Origin of the sequence: Streptomyces sp. NBC_00247 (assembly GCF_036188265.1) — a bacterium.
Taxonomy (GTDB): Bacteria; Actinomycetota; Actinomycetes; order Streptomycetales; family Streptomycetaceae; genus Streptomyces.
In genome coordinates this window covers 4,036,316-4,060,601 of record NZ_CP108093.1, presented here as the reverse complement: position 1 = coordinate 4,060,601, position 24,286 = coordinate 4,036,316, and the positions used below count along the sequence as shown (strand labels likewise).

Genomic DNA, 24,286 nt, shown 5'->3' with positions numbered 1-24,286 from the left:
GGGTGGGCGGGTGCGCCGCGTGGTGCGTACGGGGGTGCGGAGTACCGAGGAACGGGCGCTGCGTCAGTACGACTTGGGCAGGCCGAGCGACTGGTGGGAGACATAGTTCAGGATCATCTCGCGGCTGACCGGGGCGATCCGGGCGACGCGGGCCGCGGTGATGAGCGAGGCGAGTCCGTACTCCCGGGTGAGGCCGTTGCCGCCGAGGGTGTGCACCGCCTGGTCGACGGCCTTCACGCAGGCCTCGCCCGCCGCGTACTTGGCCATGTTGGCGGCCTCGCCCGCGCCGATGTCGTCGCCCGCGTCGTAGAGGGCCGCGGCCTTCTGCATCATCAGCCGAGCCAGCTCGAGTTCTACGTGGGCGACGGCCAACGGGTGGGCGATGGCCTGGTGGGCGCCGATCGGGGCCTTCCACACCTGTCGGGTCTTGGCGTACTTCACGGCCTGGCCGAGGGCGTAGCGGCCCATGCCGATACCGAAGGCGGCGGTCATGATGCGTTCGGGGTTGAGCCCGGCGAAGAGCTGGAGCAGCCCGGCGTCCTCGTCGCCGACGAGTGCCTCGGCGGGCAGCCGCACGTCGTCGAGGACCAGCTCGAACTGCTTCTCCGGGGCGTGGAGCTCCATGTCGATCTGCGAGCGTCCGAACCCGGGGGCGTCGCGCGGGACGATGAAGAGGCAGGGCTTGAGCGTGCCGGTGCGGGCGTCCTCGGTCCGGCCCACGATGAGGGTGGCGTCGGCGATGTCGACACCGGAGACGAAGACCTTCCGGCCGGTGAGCAGCCAGTCGTCGCCGTCGCGGCGGGCGGTGGTGGTGATCCGGTGCGAGTTGGAGCCGGCGTCCGGTTCGGTGATCCCGAAGGCCATGGTGAGGCTGCCGTCGGCGAGTCCGGGGAGCCACTGGCGCTTCTGCGCCTCGGTGCCGAAGCGGGAGATCACCGTGCCGCAGATCGCCGGGGAGACCACCATCATCAGCAGCGGCGCCCCAGCCGCGCCCAACTCCTCCAGAACGATGGAGAGTTCGGCCATACCGGCACCTCCCCCGCCGTACTCCTGCGGGAGGTTCACGCCGAGGTAGCCGAACTTGGCCGCCTCGGCCCAGAGTTCGTCGGTGTGCCGGCCCTCCGCGATGACGGAGGACATGTACGCGCGCCCGTAGCGCTTGCCGAGGGCGGCGACGGCGGCGCGGAGCGCCTGGTGCTCAGCGGATTCGAGGACGGTGCTCATGGCTGCGGTTCCTCCTGGGGCGTGTCCTGGGCGGGTGGTGCTTCTTGTGCGTGGGGTGTGTCCTGCGGTGCCTCCTGGACGACGGCGAGCAGGGCGCCCACCTCCACCTGGAGCCCCGGCGCGGCGTGGAGCGCGGTGACGGTGCCGGCGGCGGGGGCGAGGATGCGGTGTTCCATCTTCATCGCCTCCAGCCAGATCAGCGGCTGCCCGGCCTCGACGGCCGCCCCGGGCGCCAGCCCTTCCGCGAGGCGGACGACCGTGCCCGGCATCGGGGCGAGCAGGGAGCCGGGTTCGCTGCGGGTGGCGGGGTCGGTGAAGCGGGGCAGGGCGGTGAAGGTGTGGGAGCCGTCCGCCGTGTCCACGTACACCCGGTCGCCGTGCGCGGTGACGGCGAACCGGCGGACCACACCGTCGAGTTCGAGGGTCACCCGGTCGGGGCGGACCTCCACCACGCGGATGCCGGGGGCGTCGTGCGGGACGGGCCCGGTGCGGGTGGCCCGGTAGGCGACCTCGTACTCCCCGGCGTCGGGCTCGGCGCGGTAGCGCTTGGTCTGCGACTGGGAGGGGAGGTTGCGCCAGGCGCCGAAGCGGGCGGGCACGGCGGCGGACTCCCCGGCCCCGCCCGCCGTACGGGCCGCCGCGTCGGCGAGGGCGGCGGCCAGGGCCGCGCGGCGGACGGCCTCCTCGTCGGGGGCCGGGGCGAGGGTGGGGAGGTGGCGCTCGTAGAACCCGGTGTCGAGGCGGGCGGCGAGGAAGTCGGGGTGACGCAGGGAGCGGACCAGCAGGTCCCGGTTGGTGACCGGGCCGTGGACGCGGGCGCGTTCCAGGACGCGGGCGAGGAGGCGTACCGCCTCGGTGCGGGTGGCGGCGTGGGCGACGACCTTGGCGAGCATCGGGTCGTAGTGCACCCCGATGGTGTCGCCGCCGGTGTACCCGGTGTCCAGGCGCACCCCGGGTTCCCCGGGCAGGTCGAGCGCGTGGAGGAGTCCGGTCTGCGGACGCCAGTCGTGGGCGGGGTCCTCGGCGTAGAGCCGGGCCTCCACGGCGTGACCCTCGGGGGCGGGCGGGGCGGCGGCGGGCAGTGGCTCGCCTTCGGCGGTGCGGAGCTGGAGGGCGACCAGGTCGAGCCCGAACACGACTTCCGTGACCGGGTGTTCGACCTGGAGACGGGTGTTCATCTCCAGGAAGTACGGCCGCCCTTCGGCGGAGACGAGGAACTCCACGGTCCCGGCGCCCCGGTAGCCGACGGCCCGTGCGGCGGCCACGGCCGCCTCGTGCAGCCGGGTCCGCAGCTCCTCGCCGAGGCCGGGGGCGGGGGCCTCCTCGACGACCTTCTGGTGGCGGCGCTGGAGGGAGCAGTCGCGGGTGCCGAGCGCCCAGACGGTGCCGTGGTCGTCGGCCATCACCTGGACCTCGACGTGCCGGCCGCGTTCCACGTACGGCTCGGCGAACACCTCGCCGTCCCCGAACGCGGACTCCGCCTCGGCCCTGGCTGCCGTCAACTCGGCCGGCAGCGCTTCGAGTTCCCGTACGATCCGCATCCCGCGCCCGCCGCCACCGGCTGCCGCCTTGAGCAGCAGCGGCAAGTCGGCCCCGGTCGCGGTGGCGGGGTCCACGGGGGCGAGCAGTGGCACCTCGGCGGCGGCCATCAGCTCCTTGGCGCGGGTCTTCGACGCCATCTGCTCGATCGCCTTGACCGGTGGGCCGACCCAGAGCAGTCCGGCGTCCTGCACGGCGGCGGCGAAGGAGGCGTTCTCGGAGAGGAAGCCGTACCCGGGGTGCACGGCGTCGGCCCCCGCCGCGAGCGCCGCGGCGACGACCAGGTCGCCCCGGAGATAGGTGTCGGCGGGGGTCGCCCCCGGCAGCCGCACGGCGAGGTCGGCCTCGCGGACGTGCAGGGCTGCGGCGTCCGCGTCGGAGTACACGGCGACGGTGGTGATGCCGAGCGCGCGACAGGTGCGGAAGATCCGGCAGGCGATCTCGCCCCGGTTGGCGACGAGCAGCGAAGTGATCACGTCAGTCCTCACGGTGTTCTCGGTGCGCTCTCTGCTCTCGGCGCCCTCTTTTGCCACGGCTCCCACGGCTCCCACGGCTCCCCGGGCGCCCACGGTCCTCACGGCTCCCACCCGCCCTCACATCCGGAAGATGCCGAAGCCGCCGCGGGCGCCTTCGACGGGGGCCGTGTGGATCGCGGAGAGGCACATCCCGAGGACGGTCCTGGTATCGCGGGGGTCGATGACCCCGTCGTCGTAGAGCCGCCCGGAGAGGAACACCGGCAGCGACTCGGCCTCGATCTGCTGCTCCACCAGGGCGCGGAGACCGGCGTCGGCCTCGTCGTCGTAGGGCCGGCCCTTCGCGGCGGCGGAGGCGCGGGCCACGATGGAGAGCACCCCGGCGAGCTGCTGCGGGCCCATCACGGCGGACTTGCTGCTGGGCCAGGCGAAGAGGAAGCGGGGGTCGTAGGCGCGTCCGCACATGCCGTAGTGGCCGGCCCCGTAGGAGGCGCCCATCAGTACGGACAGGTGCGGGACCTTGGAGTTGGAGACCGCGTTGATCATCATCGCGCCGTGCTTGATGATGCCGCCCTGTTCGTACTCCTTGCCGACCATGTAGCCGGTGGTGTTGTGCAGGAAGACCAGCGGGATGTCGCGCTGGTTGGCGAGCTGGATGAACTGTGCGGCCTTCTGCGACTCCTCGCTGAAGAGCACGCCCTGCGCGTTGGCGAGGATGCCGACCGGATAGCCGTGCAGCCGCGCCCAGCCGGTGACCAGGCTGGTGCCGTAGAGCGGCTTGAAGGCGTCGAAGTCGGAGCCGTCGACCAGCCGGGCGATGACCTCGCGCGGGTCGAAGGGCACCTTGAGGTCGCCCGGCACGATGCCGAGCAGCTCCTCCTCGTCGTACTTCGGCGGTTCGGCGGGTCCCGGATCGGCGTGCGCCTTGCGCCAGTTGAGCCGGGCGACGATCCGGCGGGCCTGTCGCAGCGCGTCGTGCTCGTCCACCGCGAAGTGGTCGGCGAGCCCGGAGGTGCGCGCGTGCATCCCGGCGCCGCCGAGGGACTCGTCGTCGCTCTCCTCGCCGGTGGCCATCTTCACCAGGGGCGGACCACCGAGAAAGACCTTGGACCTGTCCTTGATCATGACGGTGTGGTCGGACATCCCGGGGACGTACGCGCCTCCGGCGGTGGAGTTGCCGAACACCACGGCCACGGTGGGGATTCCGGCGGCGGAGAGCCGGGTGAGATCGCGGAAGAGCGCCCCGCCGGGGATGAAGATCTCCTTCTGCGAGGGCAGGTCGGCGCCCCCGGACTCCACCAGGCTGATGCAGGGCAGCCGGTTGGCGAAGGCGATCTCGTTGGCCCGCAGCGCCTTCTTCAGCGTCCACGGGTTGGAGGCGCCACCGCGTACGGTCGGGTCGTTGGCGGTGATCAGGCACTCGACGCCCTCGACCACTCCGATCCCGGTGACCAGCGAGGCGCCCACCGTGTAGTCGCTGCCCCAGCCGGCCAGCGGCGACAGCTCCAGGAACGGGGTGTCCGGGTCGATCAGCAGCTCGATCCGCTCCCGCGCGGGGAGCTTCCCGCGCGAACGGTGCCGGGCCACGTACTTCTCGCCGCCCCCGGCCAGCGCCTTCGCGTGCTCGGCGCCAAGATCGTCGAGTTTGGCGAGGAGGGCGGCGCGGTTGGCGGCGTATTCGGGTCCGGCGGTGTCGAGCCCGGTGGGCAGGACGGTCATGCGGTGCCTCCGGTACGGGGAGTGGGCTGAGAGACTTCAGGCCAGGGCGGTCGGGTCGAGCAGGGAGACGGGTACGGCCAGGTGGCGCGAGCGGAGCCACTCCCCCAGCGCCTTGGCCTGCGGGTCGAACCGGGCCTGTGCGGCGACTCCCTCGCCCAGCAGCCCCCGGACGACGAAGTTCACCGCCCGCAGCTGCGGGAGCACCTGCCGATCGACCTCCAAGCCGGCTGTCTCCGGCAGGAGTTCACGAAGCCGCTCGGTGGTCAGCTCGTGCGCCAGCCACCGCCAGGCGCGGTCGTCGCGCACCCACACCCCGACGTTCGCGTCACCGCCCTTGTCGCCGCTGCGCGCCCCGGCGAGCAGCCCGAGCGGCACGCTCCGGGTCACCTCCGGCTCCGGCGCGGGCGGCAGCGGGACCTCCACCGGTACGAGGTCGAGCACCCGGGTCACCGGCGGTGCGGGCACCACCTGCCGTGTCCCGTCCGGCAGTACGGCGGTGTGCGCGACCTCCGAGGCCGGTACGTGGGCCGCCTTGAAGACCCCGTACGGGGCGCCCTTCCCGGGCGGGGCGGTGACGTGGAAGCCGGGGTAGCTGCCGAGGGCGAGCTCGACGGCGGCCCCGGAGACCGCCCTGCCCACCGCCTCCGGGTCCTGGTCGCGCACCACGAGCCGGAGCAGTGCGCTCGCGGTCTCCTCGGTGGGCGCGTCGGGGTGGTCGGTGCGGGCCAGCTCCCAGCGGATCTCGGCGGGCGCCTTCCCGGAGCGGTCGAGCGCGTCGGCGAACTGGTCCTGCACGAGGCGGGACTTGGCCTCGATGTCCAGTCCGGTGAGGACGAAGACGACCTCGTTGCGCCAGCCGCCGAGCCGGTTGAGCCCGACCTTCAGCGTGGGCGGCGGCGCCTCGCCCCGTACCCCGCTGATCCCGACCCGGTCCTGCCCCTCCTGGACGAGCCGCACGGTGTCGAGTCGGGCGGTCACGTCGGGCCCGGCGTACCGGGCGCCCCCGGTTTCGTAGAGCAACTGCGCGGTGACGGTGGAGAGATCGACCACCCCGCCGGTGCCGGGGTGCTTGGTGATGACGGACGAGCCGTCGGCGTGGATCTCGGCGAGCGGGAAGCCGGGGCGGCGCACGTCGTGGTCGCCGAAGAAGGCGTAGTTGCCGCCGGTGGCCTGTGTACCGCACTCCAGGACGTGCCCGGCGACGACGGCCCCGGCGAGGGCGTCCAGGTCGTCGGGACCCCAGCCGAAGTGGGCGGCGGCGGGGCCGGTGACCAGGGCGGCATCGGTGACCCGGCCGGTGACGACGACGTCCGCGCCCGCCCGCAGGCAGGCGGTGATCCCGGCGCCGCCGAGGTACGCGTTGGCGGTGAGGAACCCCTCGGGGACGGGCCGGCTGTCGCCCTCGACGTGGGCGACCCGCACCGGAATCCCGAGCTTGTCTGCCAACTCCCGTACCGCGTCCGCCAGTCCGGCCGGGTTGAGGCCGCCCGCGTTGGCGACGATCTTCACCCCACGTTCCGCGGCCAGCCCGAGGCTCTCTTCGAGCTGCCGCAGGAAGGTGGAGGCGTAACCGCGCGAGGGGTCCTTGAGCCGGCCGCGGCCGAGGATGAGCATGGTGAGCTCGGCGAGGTAGTCGCCGGTCAGGACGTCGAGCGGGCCGCCGGTCAGCATCTCGCGCATCGCGTCGAACCGGTCGCCGTAGAACCCGGAGGCGTTGCCGATCCGCAAGGGGGTGGGCGCGGGCGGATCGAGCGGGTGCGGGCGGGCGGGCTCGGGCTCGGTGACGGAGACGGGGATCGAGACGGGTGGGGCGGGGACGGCGGAGGCCGGGGTCGGGGCCTGGTCCGGGGCCGCGAGAGGGCCGGGCGGCGCGGCGGGGGTAACGGACACGGGCCGCGTGGGCGGGGTGGGCCGCGTGGATTCGGGCTGCGCGGGCGTGGGCGGGGTGGTCATATGGCGTCACTCCCAGGGGCGCTCGAAGGATCGGTACCGCCCTCTCTCCTGCCCCCGCCCGCGCCCTTGCCTCCGCCCGCGCCCTTGTCTCCGCGCGGGGCGCGCCCCGCCCCCGGCAGCCCGGCGAAGGCCTGCGCGATGTCCAGCCAGCCGTCCGCCTCGGTGCCGACCGCCCGGAGCGCGAGGTCGTCGCGGTGGGCCCGCCGGGTCACCAGCAGGCAGAAGTCCAGCAGCGGCCCGGTGACCCGCTGGGCCGCGCCTTCGGGCCCGAACGCGACCGACCCGCCGTCCGGCGCTTCGAGATCCACCCGGAACTCCTCCCCCGGTGGCGTGAGGCCCCGCACGAAGTACGCGTACTCCCGGGCCCGTACGCCGATCCTGGCGACATGCCGCAACCGGTCGGTCGGCACCCGTACGACCCCGAGCGCGTCGGCCACGTCCTGACCGTGGGCCCAGGTCTCCATGAGCCGCGCGGTCGCCATCGAGGCGGGGCTCATCGGCGGCCCGTACCAGGGGATACGGGTCCCGGGAACGGCCTCCCGCAACAGGTCCTGGAGCCGCTCCCGCCCGGCCCGCCACCGCCGCAGCAGCTCCTTCGGCGAGGTGCCCGCGACGGCCGCCCCTGCGGCCTCGTCGACGAAGGTCTCGGGTGCGGCGAGCGCGGCCTCCACCTCCGCCTCGAACGCGTCGGGGTCCGTCGCGGCGGTCGCCGCGACCCCGTCCGTCCAGGTCAGGTGGGCGATCTGGTGGGCGATCGTCCAGCCGGGCGCGGGGGTCGCCGCCGCCCACTCCTCTTTGCTCAACTCGGCTACCAGAGCGTCGAGTTCTTCGCTCTCGTCCCGCAGATCGTCGATCACGGCGATGGCATCGGACACGTGCGCTCCCCTCGGGGCATGGCGTGGTGCCCCGGAGCATTCCAGCGGCCGGAGAAACAAGCAAGCGTGCTTGCATGATTTTCTGCGGGGGGTACCCCCATCCGCCCTCGCCGGCACGGCGCACGAGACGGCCACTCGGTGCGGCCCCGCCCCGGACGGCCTGTCCAGGGCGCGCCCGAGACCGGTCCGAGGGGGCGCGCTCCGCTTACGGCCGGGCGCCGTCCATGCGATCGAGCAGCGTGCGGGCCTCGACCGTGCGGCGATGGTCCGGGCCGAAGGAGGCCAGGCAGGCATCGTGAGCGGCTACAGCCAGGCCGTTGGCCTCGCGGACTCGACCCAAGCCCAACAGGGCATTCGCGAGGGCGAGTTCGACGGCCCCCCGCTCCGAGTTCCGCTCGCGCTCGGGCAGGGCTCGGTCCTGACGGTCTGCGCGCCGCGCCTCGGCGAGGGCTTCTTCGTAGCGGGCTTGGCCGTTGAGACTGCGAGCAAGACCGAGTCGCAGGACGAGTGACATCGGTTCACCTGCGGGGCAAGCGGCCAGGGCCTCGCGGGCGAGCGCCTCGGCCTCCTGGTGGCGCTCCTGCGCGTTGAGGGCGAAAATCAGTCCGTTGCGGGCGGCCGCTGCCAGGCGAGTCATGTCCGGACCGGTTCCACCGGCCGCGAACGCGGTGACGGCCGCACACTCCGCCTCGCACTCGGCGTACTCTCCGAGCGAGGGCAGATGCTGGGCGCGGTCCGAGCGCAGCTTCCAGGTCAGGTAGTGATCGGCGCCGAATATCGCGCTGAAGCGGGCCAGCGCGTCGTCGTAGGTGACGAGTGCCTCGGCGTTGCGACCTTGGGCGCCCGTCGCGAGTGCGGCGATGAGCAACGCCCCCGCCGCATAGCCGTCGTCGCGTGGCCGCGATCGGGCCACGGCACGGGCCTCGGCCTCCGACTCGGCGTAACGCCCCTTCTGGTAGAGGGCTTTGGCCTCGGCCATGGGGGTTTCCGCCATAGTTTCGTCATCGCCTCGGCGCCGCGACCGGAAGAGTTTCATGGCCGAGAGCATACGGACGGGCCATCTACGTTCAGCCATGTGGGAGTGCGGTCACAAGGGGTGCTCAGAGCGTCCGGAGAACGCCCTCCGGGTCCTCGGTCGAAGCCTCGGCGAGTTCCTCGAAGCCGAGGTCGCCGACGGCCAGGCTCACCTGGATGGTGTGGACTTCGCCGGGCACGGTACGGAACTCACGGGCCGGCGGGTTGTCGATCAGTTCCCCGTAGGCCGTGTCCGACAATTCCCGCCGGGCGGGCGGAGCACGGGGTCGAACCCGTCGGGCGGATCCCGTCCGATCGTCTCGAACACGGACTCGTCCCGCTCTCGGTATCCCATGCCGTCCCCCTCGCTCCCGACCATCGGCGCGGGGATCGTCACATGTACGCGCCACCGAGGAAAGCGCGAGGGCGCCCCAGGGGGTCTGACCGCACCCCGGGACGCCCGGCCCGTTCCGCTCCTCGCCGAGGGGCCTACGCCTCCCGCCGCTTCTTCTTCCGCCCCCCGCCGGCCTGCCCCCGTACCGCCCCGACGCTCGCGCCGATGACCAGTGCGATGGCGAGGGCGTCCGTGGTGGAGAGGGCCTGGTCCAGGATGAGGAAGCCCGCCAGCGAGGCGATGGCCGGTTCGAGGCTCATCATGACGGCGAAGGTGGAGGCGGGCAGGCGACGGAGCGCCATCATCTCCAGGGTGTACGGGAGTACGGAGCTGAGCAGGGCGACCGCGGCGCCGAGCAGGACGGTGGTCGGGACGGCCAGCTTCGTGCCGGACTCCGCGATGCCGAGGGGGAGCGAGAGGACGGCGGCTACGGCCATGGCGAGGGCGAGGCCGTCCGCCTTCGGGAAGCGGCGTCCGGTGCGGGAGCTGAACACGATGTACAGCGCCCACATCACGCCGGCCGCGACCGCGAGTCCGGCGCCCAGCAGGTCGAGCCGGCCGAACCCGCCCGCGCCGCCGAGCAGCCCCACTCCGACGAGGGCGAGCCCCGCCCACAGGAAGTTGATCAGGCGGCGGGAGGCGATGACGGAGAGGGCGAGCGGGCCGAGCACCTCCAGGGTGACCGCGATGCCGAGCGGGATGCGGTCGAGCGCCTGGTAGAAGAGGTTGTTCATCGCGCCCATCGCCACACCGAACGCGACGACGGTGCCCCAGTCGGCGCGGGTGTAGCCGCGCACCTTCGGGCGGCAGACGGCGAGCAGCACCACGGCGGCGACCAGCAGCCGCAGCGTCACCACGCCGAACGCACCGGCCCTCGGCATCAGCAGCGCGGCGACGGCCGAACCGAACTGGACCGAGACCACACCGCCGACCACGAGGGCGACCGGTACGAGTGCGGCGCCGCGTCCGGCCGGCAGCCCGGTGCCGGAGCCGTGCGCACCGCCGGTGGGAGCCTCGGGGGCTCCGTCGATGGCGGTCACCGCCTCGGGGACGGTGACGGCTGCGGCCGGCTCTACGGCGCTGCGCTGGTCGTTCACTGGATGCCTTTCGGAATCGGCGAGTACGGGGGTGGGGCGGCCGTGGCCGGATCGGCGGCCCGGTCAGCGGCCCGACCGGTGTGGTCGGCGCCCCCATCACCCCAGTACAACATATTGAACCGCGTAGAACATCAATCCAGACTTTACGCGGAAGCCCACCCGCCCACCGTAGGCAGCCGCGCGCCGCGCGTGAAATGCCTTGCGCGCTCCGGTTATGCTCCGCACGCATGAGCACCGGAGAGCACGGACACGGGCACGGAGACGGCCCGCGACCCGCCGGCGGTACCGGCGGCGGCGCCACCAGGCACGCGATCGAGCTGCGGCACCTGCGGGCCTTCCTCGCCATCGCCGACGAGCGCAACGTCACCCGGGCCGCCGCCCGCCTCGGCCTCACCCAGCCCGCCGTCTCCCGCACCCTCGCCGCGTTGGAGGCCCATCTCGGCACCCGGCTCGTCGACCGTTCCACCCATCACCTGGCCCTCACCCCGGAGGGCGTCGCCTTCCGGGACCGGGCGGCGCTCGCGGTCAGCGCCTTCGACGACGCGACGGACCCCGGGCGCCCGCAGCGGCGCCCCCTGCGGCTCGGGCACGCCTGGTCGGCGTTCGGCCCGTACACGACTCCGCTGCTGCGCACCTGGCAGGCGCGGTACCCGCAGACCCCGCTGGAGCTGCTCCGCATCGACGACCGTACGGCCGGGCTCGCCCGGGGTGAGGTGGACGCGGCGCTGCTGCGCGGCCCGGTGGAGGCGCCGGGGCTGGTCACCGAGGTGCTGTTCACCGAGCCAAGGGTCGCGGCGGTCACGGCGGACGGTCCCCATGCCGGTCGTGCCACGCTGACGCTCGCCGACCTGGCGGACGGGCCGGTGGTCCTGAACCCGGTTTCCGGCTCCACCACACTGGGCCTCTGGCCCCCGGACGCACGCCCCACCGCCACGGTCACCGTCGCCAACACCGACGACTGGCTCACCGCCATCGCCGCAGGACGCGGCTCGGGCGTCTCGGCCGCGTCCACCGCCGACATGCACCCGCACTCCGGAGTCGTCTACGTCCGGCTCGCGGACGCCCCGCCGCTGCCCGTCCTGCTCGCCCGCCGCGACGGCCCCGGACACCCCGCGCTGCCCCGACTCGGCGCGCTCGCCAGGGAGATCATCGGACGGGGCGCCGCAGCCGAGAAGCGCGAACCCTGAGGGAATACCCGCGCCCTGAAGGGGGGTTGGCAGGACCTGAAAGCGTCCCGCCCCGAAAGGGCCGGTATCCGTTCCGACGTCAGGGGACCGCCGCATGACGTACGACATCACCGTGCACGGCACCGTCACACCCGGCTTCGAGGGTGTGCGCGACGCCTTCGCGACGGTCCTCGCCGAGGACACCACCGAACCAGGCTCCCAGCTCTCGGTACGCCTGCACGGCCGGACGGTGGTGGACCTGTGGGCGGGCGAGGGCATCGAGGCGACCTCGCTGCTCCCCGTCTTCTCCTCCACCAAGGGGGCCGCGCACCTGGTCGTGGCGCTGCTGGTGCAGGACGGCACGCTCGATCTGGACCGCGCGGTGGCTTCGTACTGGCCGGAGTTCGCGGCCTCCGGCACGGAAACGCTGACCCTTCGCGAGCTGCTCGCGCACCGCAGTGGGCTGGTCGGCGCCGACCCCCGGTTCACCGACGAGGAGTTGGCCGACGACCGGCTGGTCGCCGAACGGCTCGTGCGGCAGAAGCCGCTCTGGGAGCCGGGTACGGCCTACGGCTACCACGCCGTGGTGATCGGCGCGTTGACCGGCGAGGTGGTGCGGCGGGCCACCGGCCGGTCGATCCAGGAGCTGTACGAGGAGCGTGTCCGGACCCCGTACGGACTGGATCTCTACCTCGGCCTGCCCGAGGCGCTCGAACCCCGTTTCGTGCCCGTACGGCCGATGGCGCCGACCCCGGAGCAGGCAAGGACCCTGACCGCCTTCCCGCCGGACCCCGAGGGCGTGTTCGCCGCCGCGTTCAACCTGCCGACGGACCTGGCCGTGTGGGCCAACATCCCGGTGGTGCGCGCCCGGGGATCGGCCTCGGCCGGGGGTGTGGGCTCCGCGCGCGGGCTCGCCGGGATGTACGCGGCGGCCGTCTCCGGGACGGACGGCGCGGCCCCGCTGCTGACACCGGCCACCGCGGCCGGGTTCGCGCGCCTCTCCTGGCCCGGCACCGACCTGGTGACCGGCGCGGAGGACGTCTTCGGCCTGGGCTTCCGCCGTTCGTCGGGGCAGTACCCCGCCTTGAGCGAGGGGTCGTTCGGGCACTCCGGCGCGGCCGGTTCGCAGGCGTTCGCCGACCCGGAGCAGGGCATCGCCTACGGCTACACCCGCCGCCGGTACGCCTACCCGGGCGGCGAGGCGCCGGAGAACACGCCCCTGGTGGACGCGGTGGTGCGGGCCGTACGGGGCGCCTGACCGGGACGGCCCCGGGAGCGGCGCGATCACCCTCCGGGCTCAGCTCAGGACGAGCAGGACGGCCAGCGCGAAGAGCAGCGAGTCGATCCGGTCCAGCAACCCCCCGGACCCGGCGAGCCACCGCCCGGCGTCCTTGACCCGAGCCCCTCTCTTGACCATCGATTCGAGCAGGTCGCCCGCCGGGCCGCCGACCGCCGCCGCGACCGCCATCGGCAGGCTCAGCGCGGACAGCACGGCGAGTACGGCGAGGCCGGTGGCGGCGCCCGCCAGGGTGCCGCTCCACCGCTTGGCCGGTGACAGCGGCGACAGCTTGGGCCCGCCCAGCGCCCGACCCGCGAAGTACGCCACGATGTCGGCGACCGATACCGCCATGAAGAGCGCGAGCGCACGCGCGCCGAGCGGTACCAGAGCGGCCAGGACACCGAGCCAGGCCAGACCGAGCAGGCCGGCTCCGAGCCGACGCGGACCGTGGTCCGCGTCGCCCGCCAGGAGCGGCACCGATGCCAGCGCGAGCGCCCCGACCGCCAGCGCGCGCGGTTCCTGCCCCGGGGCCAGCAGACCGGTCAGCACCACGCCCGTCACCGACGCCGCGAGGACCACCCTGTCCACCCGGGGCATCCGCAGCAGCCCGCCGTACTCCACCACCGCGATCACGCCGACCAGGACCGCCAACGTCGCGATGCCCAAAGGGCCCCACCAGAACGCCCCGGTGACCAGGGGCACTCCGACCGCCCAGGCGCACCACCTGGTCATCAGTTCCCGCCGCCGGGAGACGGCCGCCGCGACACCCCCGGCCACGAGCGCCCCACCGAGGCAGGGCGCCAGCGAAGCAACCGTGATCATCGGGCGGGTACGGAAACGGGGATGCCTCCGGCCGCCGGAGAGGACGGGGCCGGGCCCGGCCGCAGCGCGTCCAGAGCGTCCCGCACCGCCGCCACGATGCGCGCGTTCTCGGCCGTGCCCTTGACCGCGACGCGCACCGTGCGCCCCCGGTACTCGGGCGACATGGGTGAGAGGTCGCGGAGGTAGACGTCGCTCCGACGGCATTCCCGCACCAGTAGCGCGGCGCTCGGCCCCTCGGAGGGCAGTGTCAGGGTGAGCCAGTTGGCCACGGACTCCTCCACGGCCCCGTCGAGCGCGGCGAGGTCGGCGGCCAGTCGCTGCCGCAGTTCGTGGGTGCGGAGCCAGCGGGACGCGTAGTACGCCGGGTCTCCCAGCGCCGCCACCGCGGCGAGCTGGGCGGGAAGGCTCACCGACCACGGCGGTGTGCGGCGACGCAGCTCCGACGCGGTGGTCGCCTCGGCCACCAGGTACGCGGCCCGCATGCCGGACAGCGCGTACATCTTGGAGAGGGAGCTGCAGACCACCACGCGCGGGTCGGCCGCGGCGAGGCCGGCGAGCGATTCGCCCATGCCGACGTAGCCCAGGTACGCCTCGTCGATCCACCAGCGGGTACCGGCCGGCGCGGCGGCGATCAGGGAGCGCAGTGCGTCCGCGGGTGCGTGGCGCCCGGTCGGGTTGTTCGGGTTGACCACCACGACGAGGTCGTACCGCCCGTCCTCGACGGCGGCGGCCAGCTCGGCCGTGTCCACGCGCCAGCCGTCCTCGCGACGCAGCTGGAAGCGGTCCACCCGACAGCCGATCACCCGCTCCGTGACGTGGGCGTATTCGCCGTAACCGGGGTCCAGGAGAAGCACCCTGCTTTGCGGGGTCAGCCAGTGGGTGAAGGCCCTGAAGATGAGATCGGACGAACCGGCGCCGGGTACGAGCGTCTCGACGGGCAGCGCGCGCGCCGTGGCGATCTTGGCCAGCATCCCTTCCGCGCCGGTCGGAGGTGAGGTCCGGGCGGCCCACTCCGGATCGTCCGCGAGTGCGGCCCGTACTCCGGGGGCGGGCGCGAACCAGGCGTCCAGCACGTCCGCCGCGACCACCTGGTGCCGGCGCCCCAGGCCGGCGAAGTCCGTGCCCAATGCGGTGAACGAGACACCGCCGTGCTCGCAGCCGTCCGGCCGGGGAGCGAACGGAACGTCGAGCCGCCAGTCCACCTGGGTCCGCAGCCGCTCCACCGCCGCGCGGCGGCGGTCCATCGTGACCTTCGTCAGCTCGGCCACGCTGCCGGTCAGCACCTCGAAGGTCACCGCCCCGCAGCGGACGGTGTGCCCGAGGGGCCGCAGACCGGCGGCCCGGTACATGGGCAGCAGTTCGGTGCGCCCCATCGCCACGATCCGGCGACCGCCGCGGGAGGCGATCCAGCGCAGCGCCGCGTACATCAGGAGCGGTGCCGCTGCGGAGGACCGCCAGCGGGGCTCGACGGTCAGGATGCGCACCTCGAAGAGGTCCTCCTCGGCCAGGAGCGGCAGTTCCTCGCGGGACAGGTACCTGTCCAGCCCGTACCGCTGCGACCAGGGCGGGGTCAGGCTGACGAACCCCGCACGGTCCTCCCCCCGCGCGGCGACCAGGTAGACGTTGTCGCCGTCGAGGCCGTCCCGGAGCCGCCCGGCGGAGTTCGGCGCGTGCTGACCGAGCTCCTGCGCGTACACCCGGTGGCGCAGCTCGTGGATCCAGTCGAGATCCTCGGGGGTGGCGACGCGGAGTTGCAGGTCGGGTCTCATCGATTCCTCTTTCGGCGCGGGAGACTGCATCGTGCGCACTCCGCGCCCGCCGCGTCAGGGATGAGCGACCCGTGCGGCCTGGGTACACGTACTCAGGTGCACCGGCCCCCGGTGTGATCATCCGCGGTGAAGCTTCCTCGGGCCCTCCTCCTCCAGCCCCTCCGCCAGCACCTCCGCCAGATGCCTGGCCCGTACGCCCGCGAGCTGCTCCAACTGGGTGCGGCAGGAGAACCCGTCGGCCAGGATCTCCGCCCCGGGGGCGGCCGACCGTACGGCGGGGAGCAGTCGCTCCTGCGCACAGGCCACCGAGACGCCCCAGTGCCCCTTCTCGAAGCCGAAGTTGCCCGCGAGCCCGCAGCACCCACCGACCAGCTCGCCTTCCAGCCCGGCCCGTTCGCGCAGTCGGCGGTCGGCGGCGTCGCCGAGGACGGCGTGCTGGTGGCAGTGGGTCTGGCCGGTCGCCCCGCGGTCGAGGCGGGGCGGGTCCCATTCGGGGGCGTACTCCTCCAGGTACTCGGCCAAGGTACGGACCGACGCTGCGAGTTCGGCCGCTCGCGGGTCGTCCGGGAGGAGTTCGGGGAGGTCGGTGCGGAGCGTGGCGGCGCAGCTCGGTTCGAGGACCACGAGAGGGCGGCCGAGCGGCTCGCCGAGTGAGGTGCCGAGCCGGTCCAGGGTGCGCCGCATGACGGTACGGGCGCGGTCGAGGCGCCCGGTGGAGACGTAGGTCAGTCCGCAGCAGAGCCCGGGGCCCGGGTGGCGTACGGTCCGCCCGGCGGACTCCAGCACGCGGACGGCGGCGCGCCCGACCTGCGGGGAGAGGTACGTGGTGAAGGTGTCGGGCCAGAGCAGGACCTCGTCGCCCGAGCCCGCACCGGACCCGCCGTCGGCGGACCCCGGCCACCGGGTGAACGGCTCCCGTGCCAGTACCGGGATCGGGCGTTCCGGGGCGATGCCGGCCAGTCGTTTGGCGAGCGCGGTGAGCGGGCGTACCCGGGCCAGGGCGTTGAGCACCGGGGCGAAGGGGGCGGCGAGGCGGAGCCAGCGGGGCAGCGAGCCCATGGCGTAGTGCGCGGCGGGGCGGAGCCGGCCCCGGTAGTGGTGGTGCAGGAACTCCGCTTTGTAGGTGGCCATGTCGACGCCGACCGGGCAGTCGCTGCGGCAGCCCTTGCAGGAGAGGCAGAGGTCGAGCGCGTCGCGGACCTCCGTCGAGCGCCAGCCGTCGGTGACGATCTCGCCCGCGAGCATCTCGTGCAGCAGCCGGGCCCGGCCGCGTGTGGAGTGCCGCTCCTCGCCGGTGGCGCGGAAGGAGGGGCACATGACGCCCGCGCCGGGTGCCGCCGTCGTGCGGCACTTGGCGACGCCCACGCAGCGGCTGACCGCCGCCGTGAAGTCGCCGCCGTCCTCGGGGTATCCGAAGGCGACGTCGACCGGGCGGCGGGGCAGGACGTCGAAGCGGAGGTTGCTGTCGAGCGGGTCGGGGCGGACCAGCATGCCGGGGTTCATCCCGCCGTACGGGTCCCAGAGGTCCTTGAACTCGCCGAAGAGAGCGACGAGTTCGGCACCGTACATGAGCGGGAGCAGTTCGGCGCGGGCCTGTCCGTCGCCGTGTTCGCCGCTGAGCGAGCCGCCGTGGGCGGCGACGAGGCGGGCCTGGTCCTCGGAGAAGCGGCGGAAGCGGGCGATGCCGTCGGGGGTGCGGAGGTCGAAGTCGACGCGGACGTGGATGCAGCCGTCGCCGAAGTGGCCGTACGGGGTTCCGCGCAGCCCGTGCTCGGCGAGCAGGGCGCGGAACGCGCGCAGGTACGGGCCGAGCCGGGCGGGCGGTACGGCGCAGTCCTCCCAGCCGGGCCACGCCTCGGTGCCGTCGGGCATCCGGGTGGCGGTTCCGGCGGCGTCCTCGCGGACGCGCCACAGGGCGCGTTGTCCGGCGGGGTCGGTGACGACGGCCGCGTCGAGCGCGTCGGCGGCGCGGACGATCCGGGTCGCGCGGTCCCGGGCTTCGGCGGGGGTGGCTCCGCCGGTCTCCACGAAGAGCCAGGCCCCGCCGCGGGGCAGTCCGACCGTTTCGCGCACCAGGTCGGCGGCCATGCCTTCGACGGTGAGCGGGCCGTGGGTGAGGAGTCCGGCGGCGGCTTCGGCGGCGGCCGCCTCGTCCGCGTAGCCGAGGACGGCGAGGGCGCGGGCCGGGGGCGACTCGACCAGCCGGACGGTGGCCTCGGTGACGACGCCGAGGGTGCCCTCGCTGCCGCAGAAGGCGCGGGCGAGGTCGGGGCCGCCGGGGTGTTCGGGGAGCAGGGCGTCGAGCGCGTACCCGGAGATGCGGCGCGGGAGGTCGGGGAAGCCGGTACGGAGCGGGGCGAGGTGGCGGTCGACGAACTCCTTCAGCCCGGCGGGGGCGTTGGAAGGCCCGGTTCCCCACCCCCGGCCGAGGCGCAGGGTGTCGCCGCCGTAGCGGGCGACGGTGAGGGCGTGGACGTTGTCGGCGGTGGTGCCCCAGGCGACGGAGTGCGCGCCGCAGGAGTTGTTGCCGATCATGCCGCCGAGGGTGCAGCGGCCGTGGGTGGACGGGTCGGGCCCGAAGGTCAGTCCGTGCGGCGCGGCGGCGGCCCGCAGGTCGTCCAGGACGACGCCGGGCTGGACGACGGCGGTACGGGCCTCCGGGTCCAGCTCCACGACGGCGTCCAGGTGCCGGGTGAGGTCGAGGACGATGCCCGTACCGGTGGCCTGGCCCGCGATGGAGGTGCCGCCGCCGCGCGGCACGACGGGCACCCCGTGGGCGCGGCAGACGGCGAGTGCGGTGGTGACGTCGTCGGCGTCGCGCGGGGCGACGACCCCGAGGGGGACCCGCCGGTAGTTGGAGGCGTCCATGGTGGTGAGCGCCCGGGCGGTCGCGTCGAAGGAGGTCTCCCCCCTGACCTCGGAGCGGAGGTCCCGGGCCAGGTCCCGGGCCAGGGCGTCGCTGAGGGCGTGCGGTTCGGCCATGGTCACCAGCATGCCGGGCGAGGGCGTGCACTCTTCGGACAACACCACCCGCACGGTCACATACACAACACAGAACGAACAGAGAACGCCATCGTCACTTCCCAAAAGGACCCTCAATTCTCCTATAGTGAGCACGACTTGCGCTGGAACAATCAGCTCCAGTTGTTACGGCCCACTCACTCTCCGCGACGAAAGCCGTGTCCCGACCGCCCCCACTCGCAGCGTCCGCCGCGCCGCCCGACCGGTCGGCGTCCCGACCAGCTTCGCCCGCCCGGCCGGCGAGCGTCGCCCCGACCGGTCGGCGCCGCCCGTGCCGTCCGCCCCAAGGACTCCGATTGCGCCCCTCAACCCGGTCGACCGCGCTCACCGCGCTGGTGTCGGCAGTCGTCTCAGGCTCGTTGTGCGTATGGGCCACCGCCGTTGCCCCCGTCTCGGTGCGGACCCCTCTGGCCTGGGGGGCGGGTGCGGCGGCCGTTGCGCTGACCGTGGCCGTGACCGTCGCCGCCCACGCCCTGGGCACCGCACGGGCACTGCGCGAGGCCCGGGCGGCCGACAGCCGGAGGTTCACCGACGACACCACCCGCCTGGTGTCGTCCGCCTCCGCCGACGCGCAGCGCTTCACCGCGGAGGCCGCCCGGATCAAGGCCACCTCCCGCGCCGAGGCCACCCGCGCCGCCTCCGAGGCGGCCACCGCGCTCGCCCGGGCCACCGCCGAGGCGGCTGCGGCCAAGGAGCGGCTGGCCGCCGAGACCGACCGGCGCGCGGCCGAGAACGAGGCCGACCGGGAACGCTTCGCGGGCGAGAAGGCCGCCCTGACGGCCCGTCTCGCCCAGGCCGAGCGGGAGCGGTCCGCCGCCCTCTCGACGGGCGCCAACGCGGCGAGCCGGATGCAGGCGCTCGCCACCAGCATGCTGGCCGACCTGCGGGAGATGGAGAACCGGCACTCCGACGAGAACGTCCTCGGCGACCTTCTCCACCTGGACCACCGGACCGCCCAGGCGGGCCGGCTCGCCGACTCCGTCGCCGTGCTGACCGGTGCGCGCTCCGGGCGCCGGTGGGCGCGGCCGATCGTGATGGAGTCCATCCTGCGTGGCGCGATGGGCCGTATCAGCGGCTACCGGCGCATCCGGCTGCACTCGACCAGCGACGTGGCCATCGCCGGGCACGCGGCCGAGGGCGTCATGCACGCGCTCGCGGAACTCCTCGACAACGCTGCCAACTTCTCGCCGCCCACCGCGGAAGTGCACGTGTACGTCGAAGAGGTACCGGCCGGTGTGGTGATCACCGTGGAGGACAGCGGGCTCGTCATGAGCGACGTACAGCTCCGCCGTGCCGAACAGGCCGTCTCCCCGGACGACCGGAGCTTCACCGCACTCTCCGGTACCCGCCTCGGCCTCGCCGTCGTCGGCCGCCTCGCCCGCAAGCACGGCCTGCGGGTGTCCTTCCGGCCTTCCGCGCGCGGCGGGACCGGCGCCCTGCTGATGCTGCCCCAGGAACTCATCTCCCGTACCCCGCAGGGGGCCGCGACCCCGTCGCTCCCGGCGGTGGTACCGAAGCCCCGTACGCCCGAACCGGAGCCCGCCCACTCCGCGGCGGCCTCCCACGAGGGCGACGCCCGGCCGGGCGTGGACACCGCGGAGGCCGGTCCCACGACCGTCGCCGGCACGGCGGCCGGAACCCCTGAGCCCGAGCCCGCCACGCCCTCACCTGCCACCGGGTCCGAAGCCGCCGCCGCCCCCGGTCCGGCCGCCGAGTCCGAGGCCGAATCGACCGGCTCCTTCCCGAAGTTCGGCGAGAGCGGGCTGCCCCGGCGCCGCCGCGGGCGCACCTTCGCCGCAGCCGAGTCCCGGGCGGCGGCCACCGCCCCCGTCGACTCCGCCACCCCCCGGGAGCGGGCCGACGTCGCCAAGAGGCAGGCCGAGCGCTTCTCCACCTTCAGCCAGGCAGTACGGGCCAACGTAACCCTCCCGGAAGGCAACACCCGATGACCGCGACCACCGACGAGAAGCTGAACTGGCTGCTGGAGGGGCTGCTCGAACGCACTCCAGGCGCCCGGCACGCGCTCGTGCTCTCCCGGGACGGCCTGAAGCTGTGCCGCACCCCCGAGCTCTCCGTGGACCAGGCCGACCAGCTCGCCGCGATCTCCGCGGGCATCCAGAGCCTCTCGCACGGCGCGTCCGTCGAGTTCGGTGACGGCACCGGCGGCGTACGGTCCGCGATGGCGGAGTTCTACGGCGGGGTGCTGTTCATCGTGGAGGCCGGTACGGGCGCCCATCTGGCGGTCGTCGCCGCCGAGGACTCCGACGTGGGCCTCGTCGGCCACAACATGAGCGAGCTGGTCGAGCAGCTCGGCGAGCACCTCGTCGCCCCGCCCCGCGAGTCCGCCGCCTCGCCCGACGGGTCGGACGCCGGCACCGGAACCGCCGGCTGATGCCCCCGGTGCCGCGCCCCCGCCCCGGTCGTGACGACTCCCCCGACCGGCTCTACACCCTCACCGGTGGCCGCAGCCGGACGGACTCCGACACCTTCGACCTGGTGACGCTCGTCGTCTCCGAGTGCGAGCCGGCCCCCGGCATGCAGTCGGAGCACGTCGCGATCCTGCGGATGTGCGAGCGCCCCACCGCCGTGGTGGAGATCGCCGCGACCCTGAAACTGCCGGTCGGCATCATCCGCATCATGCTCGGCGACATGCTCGACACCGGCCGGATCAGCGCACGCCACCCCCGTACCGCCCGTGTCGCGGACCGGCTCCCCGACCCCGACATCCTGGAACAGGTGCTCGTTGGACTCCGCAACCTCTGACCGCGCCGCCCTTCGGGCGACGGCCGACAACGGACTGAAGATCGTCGTCGTCGGCGGATTCGGCGTGGGCAAGACGACCATGGTCCGTTCCGTGAGCGAGATACGTCCGCTCAACACGGAGGAGACGATGACGCGCGCGGGCGAGGCCGTCGATCACCTCGACGGTGTGCAGTCGAAGGCGTCCACCACGGTGGCCTTCGACTTCGGCCGCATCACGCTGGACGAACGCTCGGTGCTGTACCTCTTCGGGGCGCCCGGCCAGGAGCGCTTCTGGTTCCTGTGGGACCGGCTCTTCTCCGGCACGCTGGGGGCCGTCGTGCTGGTCGACACCCGTCGGCTCGCGGACTCCTGGTACGCCATCGACCGCCTGGAGCACCACGGCACGCCGTTCATCGTGGCGTGCAACGACTTCGGTGGTCCGCTCCACACCGAGCAGCAGATCCGTGACGCCCTCGACCTGTCGGAGGACGTGCCGCTGGTGGAGTGCGACGCCCGCGACCGGTCGTCCAGCAAGTACGTCCTGATCACGCTGGTCGAGCACCTCCACGCGCTGTCCGCCGCCCGCGCCCGGACTCCGGAAGGGGCGCTCGCGGGCGCCCCCGAGGCGGCCGGCAGAACCTCGGAGACCCCCTCGTGAACGCGTGTCCCGTCGACCACGGCCAGGGCGCGGCCAAGGACCCCGGTCCCGTACCGCTGTCCGGGCCCCGGTTCGCCACCGAACCGCACCAGCTGTACCGGGAGGTCCGCCGGGACCACGGGCCGGTGGCGCCGATCGTGCTGCCCGGGGACGTACCGGCCTGGCTCGTCCTCGGCTACCGCGAACTTCACCAGGTCACCACCGACCCGGCGCTGTTCACCCGGGACTCGCAGATCTGGAACCAGTGGCCGGGCATCCCCGCCGACTGGCCCCTGCACCCGATGATCAGCAAGGACCAGCCGTCGATCCTGTACACCGTCGGCGAGCGGCACAGCCGCCGTTCGCAGGTGATCAGTTCGGCACTTGAGGGCGCCGATCCCTTCGAACTCCGCAAGTACACCGAGGCGTTCGCGGACGAGCTGATCGACGGCTTCTGCTCCGCGGGCAGTTGTGACCTGATCGCGGAGTACGCGATGCTGCTGCCCGTCCGGGTCCTCGCCAAGCTGTTCGGCTTCCCGGACGAGGCGGGCCCCGCCCTCGTCAAGGCGATGAACGACATGATCAACGGCGGTCCGGACGCTCTCGCCGGGCAGCGCCACATCGCCGGTTCCGTCATCGGTCTGGTGGCCGAGCGGTCCGCCGAACCCGAGGACGACGTACCGTCGCGGATGCTCGCCGACGCCGGCGAGTTCACCGACGACGAGGTCTCCCGGGACCTCATGGTCATGATGGCCGCCGCGCACCAGCCGACCGCCGACTGGATCGGCAACTCGCTGCGGCTGATGCTCACCGACGACCGGTTCGCCGCCTCGCTCTCCGGCGGCCGGCACAGCGTCGCCGAGGCGATGAACGAGGTGCTGTGGGAGGACACCCCCACGCAGAACGTGGCCGGCCGCTGGGCGAGCCGCGACACCCACCTCGGCGGCAAGCACATCCAAGCCGGTGACCTGCTGATCCTCGGGGTCGCCGCCGCCAACGCCGACCCCCAGGTCCGTACCGACGGCTCCGCCCTCACCGGCGGCAACAACGCCTTCCTCTCCTTCGGCCACGGCGAGCACCGCTGCCCGTTCCCCGCCCAGGAGACCGCCGAGATCATCGCCCGTACCGGGATCGAGGCGATCCTCGACCGGCTTCCCGACGTCGATCTCTCGGTCCGGGCGGAGGACCTGACCCGGCGCCCGTCCCCGTGGCTGCGCGGGTTGACGGAGCTGCCCGTCCGCTTCACTCCCACTCCCGCCCTTGGAGGCACGCGGTGACCGTGACGACCACCGACCCGACCGGCGCCCGCGACGACGAGCGCGTCGTCCTCGACATGTTCGTCGGCGATCTCAGGGGCGAGAGCGCCCGGCTGCACGCGGCCGGTCCGCTCGTTCCGGTGGAGCTGCCCGGAGGGGTCCACATCTACGCCGTCACCCACCACGCCGAGGCGAAGGCGGCCCTCACGGACCCGCGCCTGGTGAAGGACATCGACGTCTGGAACGCCTGGCAGCGGGGCGAGATCGCCGCCGACTGGCCGCTGATCGGCCTGGTCAACCCCGGGAAGACCATGCTGACGTCGGACGGCGCCGAGCACCGCCGACTGCGCGGTCTGGTCGCGCAGGCGCTGACCGTGCGCCGGGTGGAGCGGCTCCGCGAGGGCATCCAGGCCCGTACCGACGAGCTGCTGGACCGGCTCGCCGGGCACCCGGCGGGCGCGAGCGTCGACCTGAAGGCCGAGTTCGCCTACCCGCTGCCGATGAACGTCATCAGCGAGCTGATGGGCATCGGCACCGAGGACCTGCCCCGGATGAAGGAGCTCTTCGACAAGTTCTTCTCCAACCTGACGCCGCCGGCCGAGGTCCCGCAGGTGATGGGGGACATCCACAGCCTGTTCACGCGCATCCTGGACGAGAAGAAGGAGTCCCCGGCCGACGACCTGACCGGTGCGCTGCTGAACGCCTCCGAGGACGGCGACCGCCTCACCGACGACGAGATCCTCAACACCCTGAAGCTGATCATCGCCGCCGGTCACGAGACCACCATCAGCCTCATCGTCAACACCGTCGTCGCCCTCCAGACCCACCCCGAGCAGCGCGCGCTGGTGCTCTCCGGCGGGGCGACCTGGGAGGGCGCGATCGAGGAGACGCTGCGCTGGTCCTCGCCGACCTCGCACGTCCTGATCCGCTTCGCCACCGAGGACATCACCATCGGCGACCGGGTGCTGCCGAAGGGCGAGGGTCTGATGGTCTCGTTCGCCGCGCTCAGCCTGGACGAGAAGCAGTGGGGCCCGGACGCGGCGGAGTTCGACCTCACCCGCTCCCCCAACCGCCACCTCTCCTTCGGCCACGGTCCGCACATCTGCCCGGGTGCCGCGCTCTCCCGGCTGGAGGCGGCCGTCGCGCTCCCCGCGCTCTACGCCCGCTTCCCGGATCTGGAGCTCGCGGTCCCCGCCACCGAGCTGCGGAACAAGCCGATCGTGACCCAGAACGACCTCTTCGCACTCCCGGTCACCCTGGGCTGACGTCCCGCCTACCGCACCGGCCTCCGTGTTGTCCACGGGTC

General features: G+C 73.6%; 19 protein-coding genes. 8 read left to right on the top strand and 11 right to left on the bottom strand.

Annotated features, from left to right (window positions below):
- Nucleotides 1–63: 63 nt before the first annotated feature.
- The 8 genes from OHT52_RS17465 to OHT52_RS17430 all read right to left on the bottom strand — a co-directional run bounded on the left by OHT52_RS17465 (nt 64) and on the right by OHT52_RS17430 (nt 10,288).
- Nucleotides 64–1,224: an acyl-CoA dehydrogenase family protein gene (locus OHT52_RS17465; RefSeq protein WP_328721142.1), complete on the bottom strand. Its 1,161-nt coding sequence runs from the start codon at nt 1,222–1,224 to the stop codon at nt 64–66.
- Nucleotides 1,221–3,239: an ATP-binding protein gene (locus tag OHT52_RS17460; RefSeq protein ID WP_328723782.1), complete on the bottom strand. Its 2,019-nt coding sequence runs from the start codon at nt 3,237–3,239 to the stop codon at nt 1,221–1,223. Before OHT52_RS17460 ends, OHT52_RS17465 begins: the two co-directional genes overlap by 4 nt.
- Nucleotides 3,240–3,356: 117 nt before the next feature.
- Complete coding sequence (locus tag OHT52_RS17455) at nt 3,357–4,955, bottom strand: acyl-CoA carboxylase subunit beta (RefSeq protein ID WP_328721141.1); 1,599 nt, start codon at nt 4,953–4,955, stop codon at nt 3,357–3,359.
- A gap of 36 nt (nt 4,956–4,991) precedes the next feature.
- Nucleotides 4,992–6,683, bottom strand: coding sequence for an acyclic terpene utilization AtuA family protein (locus OHT52_RS17450; RefSeq protein ID WP_328723781.1), 1,692 nt, complete (start codon nt 6,681–6,683; stop codon nt 4,992–4,994).
- A gap of 221 nt (nt 6,684–6,904) precedes the next feature.
- A complete protein-coding gene (locus OHT52_RS17445; RefSeq protein WP_328721140.1) occupies nt 6,905–7,783 on the bottom strand; it encodes a TIGR03084 family metal-binding protein in 879 nt (292 codons plus the stop codon).
- Nucleotides 7,784–7,988: 205 nt separating this feature from the next.
- Entirely contained in the window at nt 7,989–8,819 is an 831-nt protein-coding gene (locus tag OHT52_RS17440; protein WP_328721139.1) for a tetratricopeptide repeat protein, read from the bottom strand.
- Nucleotides 8,820–8,883: 64 nt separating this feature from the next.
- The gene (locus tag OHT52_RS17435) at nt 8,884–9,057 is read right to left on the bottom strand and encodes a DUF6924 domain-containing protein (RefSeq protein ID WP_328721138.1); all 174 of its coding nucleotides are present in this window, start codon (nt 9,055–9,057) and stop codon (nt 8,884–8,886) included.
- 229 nt (nt 9,058–9,286) lie between these two features.
- The gene (locus tag OHT52_RS17430) at nt 9,287–10,288 is read right to left on the bottom strand and encodes an EamA family transporter (RefSeq protein WP_328721137.1); all 1,002 of its coding nucleotides are present in this window, start codon (nt 10,286–10,288) and stop codon (nt 9,287–9,289) included.
- A 227-nt stretch (nt 10,289–10,515) separates the two neighbouring features.
- On the opposite strand from OHT52_RS17430, the gene OHT52_RS17425 reads away from it, so the two are divergent.
- Both OHT52_RS17425 and OHT52_RS17420 read left to right on the top strand, forming a co-directional pair.
- Nucleotides 10,516–11,475 carry a LysR family transcriptional regulator gene (locus OHT52_RS17425; RefSeq protein WP_443046601.1) on the top strand — a complete coding sequence of 320 codons (960 nt, stop codon included), beginning with the start codon at nt 10,516–10,518 and terminating at the stop codon, nt 11,473–11,475.
- 94 nt (nt 11,476–11,569) lie between these two features.
- Entirely contained in the window at nt 11,570–12,712 is a 1,143-nt protein-coding gene (locus OHT52_RS17420) for a serine hydrolase domain-containing protein (protein ID WP_328721136.1), read from the top strand.
- 39 nt (nt 12,713–12,751) lie between these two features.
- Here the strand turns inward: OHT52_RS17420 and OHT52_RS17415 are convergent, their stop codons facing one another.
- The 3 genes from OHT52_RS17415 to OHT52_RS17405 form a co-directional block, all read right to left on the bottom strand.
- Complete coding sequence (locus tag OHT52_RS17415; protein ID WP_328721135.1) at nt 12,752–13,555, bottom strand: phosphatidate cytidylyltransferase; 804 nt, start codon at nt 13,553–13,555, stop codon at nt 12,752–12,754.
- A complete protein-coding gene (locus OHT52_RS17410; protein ID WP_328721134.1) occupies nt 13,552–15,324 on the bottom strand; it encodes a histidinol-phosphate aminotransferase family protein in 1,773 nt (590 codons plus the stop codon). The genes OHT52_RS17415 and OHT52_RS17410 overlap by 4 nt, the downstream gene beginning before the upstream one ends.
- A gap of 117 nt (nt 15,325–15,441) precedes the next feature.
- Complete coding sequence (locus OHT52_RS17405) at nt 15,442–18,306, bottom strand: FAD-binding and (Fe-S)-binding domain-containing protein (RefSeq protein WP_328723779.1); 2,865 nt, start codon at nt 18,304–18,306, stop codon at nt 15,442–15,444.
- A gap of 335 nt (nt 18,307–18,641) precedes the next feature.
- Between OHT52_RS17405 and OHT52_RS17400 the strand changes: the two genes are divergently transcribed.
- From OHT52_RS17400 to OHT52_RS17375, 6 genes are read left to right on the top strand one after another with little or no spacing between them, the layout of a single operon-like run.
- Nucleotides 18,642–20,294 (top strand): sensor histidine kinase, encoded by a 1,653-nt coding sequence (locus OHT52_RS17400; RefSeq protein ID WP_328721133.1) that lies wholly within the window; start codon nt 18,642–18,644, stop codon nt 20,292–20,294.
- Complete coding sequence (locus OHT52_RS17395) at nt 20,291–20,737, top strand: roadblock/LC7 domain-containing protein (protein ID WP_328721132.1); 447 nt, start codon at nt 20,291–20,293, stop codon at nt 20,735–20,737. The genes OHT52_RS17400 and OHT52_RS17395 overlap by 4 nt, the downstream gene beginning before the upstream one ends.
- Nucleotides 20,737–21,108 (top strand): DUF742 domain-containing protein, encoded by a 372-nt coding sequence (locus OHT52_RS17390; RefSeq protein ID WP_328721131.1) that lies wholly within the window; start codon nt 20,737–20,739, stop codon nt 21,106–21,108. The genes OHT52_RS17395 and OHT52_RS17390 overlap by 1 nt, the downstream gene beginning before the upstream one ends.
- Nucleotides 21,089–21,745, top strand: a complete 657-nt coding sequence (locus tag OHT52_RS17385; protein ID WP_328721130.1) for a GTP-binding protein — start codon at nt 21,089–21,091, stop codon at nt 21,743–21,745. The genes OHT52_RS17390 and OHT52_RS17385 overlap by 20 nt, the downstream gene beginning before the upstream one ends.
- A complete protein-coding gene (locus tag OHT52_RS17380; RefSeq protein WP_328721129.1) occupies nt 21,742–23,001 on the top strand; it encodes a cytochrome P450 in 1,260 nt (419 codons plus the stop codon). Before OHT52_RS17385 ends, OHT52_RS17380 begins: the two co-directional genes overlap by 4 nt.
- Before the next feature lie 56 nt (nt 23,002–23,057).
- The gene (locus OHT52_RS17375; protein ID WP_328723778.1) at nt 23,058–24,245 is read left to right on the top strand and encodes a cytochrome P450 family protein; all 1,188 of its coding nucleotides are present in this window, start codon (nt 23,058–23,060) and stop codon (nt 24,243–24,245) included.
- Nucleotides 24,246–24,286 lie beyond the last annotated feature (41 nt).

Excerpts from the sequence above, each read along its gene's own strand:
- OHT52_RS17465 (WP_328721142.1), bottom strand. The coding sequence starts at position 1,224 with ATGAGCACCGTCCTCGAATCCGCTGAGCACCAGGCGCTCCGCGCCGCC.
- OHT52_RS17455 (WP_328721141.1), bottom strand. The coding sequence starts at position 4,955 with ATGACCGTCCTGCCCACCGGGCTCGACACCGCCGGACCCGAATACGCC.
- OHT52_RS17440 (WP_328721139.1), bottom strand. The coding sequence starts at position 8,819 with ATGAAACTCTTCCGGTCGCGGCGCCGAGGCGATGACGAAACTATGGCG.
- OHT52_RS17425 (WP_443046601.1), top strand. The coding sequence starts at position 10,516 with ATGAGCACCGGAGAGCACGGACACGGGCACGGAGACGGCCCGCGACCC.
- OHT52_RS17420 (WP_328721136.1), top strand. The coding sequence starts at position 11,570 with ATGACGTACGACATCACCGTGCACGGCACCGTCACACCCGGCTTCGAG.
- OHT52_RS17415 (WP_328721135.1), bottom strand. The coding sequence starts at position 13,555 with ATGATCACGGTTGCTTCGCTGGCGCCCTGCCTCGGTGGGGCGCTCGTG.
- OHT52_RS17410 (WP_328721134.1), bottom strand. The coding sequence starts at position 15,324 with ATGAGACCCGACCTGCAACTCCGCGTCGCCACCCCCGAGGATCTCGAC.
- OHT52_RS17405 (WP_328723779.1), bottom strand. The coding sequence starts at position 18,306 with ATGGCCGAACCGCACGCCCTCAGCGACGCCCTGGCCCGGGACCTGGCC.
- OHT52_RS17395 (WP_328721132.1), top strand. The coding sequence starts at position 20,291 with ATGACCGCGACCACCGACGAGAAGCTGAACTGGCTGCTGGAGGGGCTG.
- OHT52_RS17390 (WP_328721131.1), top strand. The coding sequence starts at position 20,737 with ATGCCCCCGGTGCCGCGCCCCCGCCCCGGTCGTGACGACTCCCCCGAC.
- OHT52_RS17375 (WP_328723778.1), top strand. The coding sequence starts at position 23,058 with ATGTTCGTCGGCGATCTCAGGGGCGAGAGCGCCCGGCTGCACGCGGCC.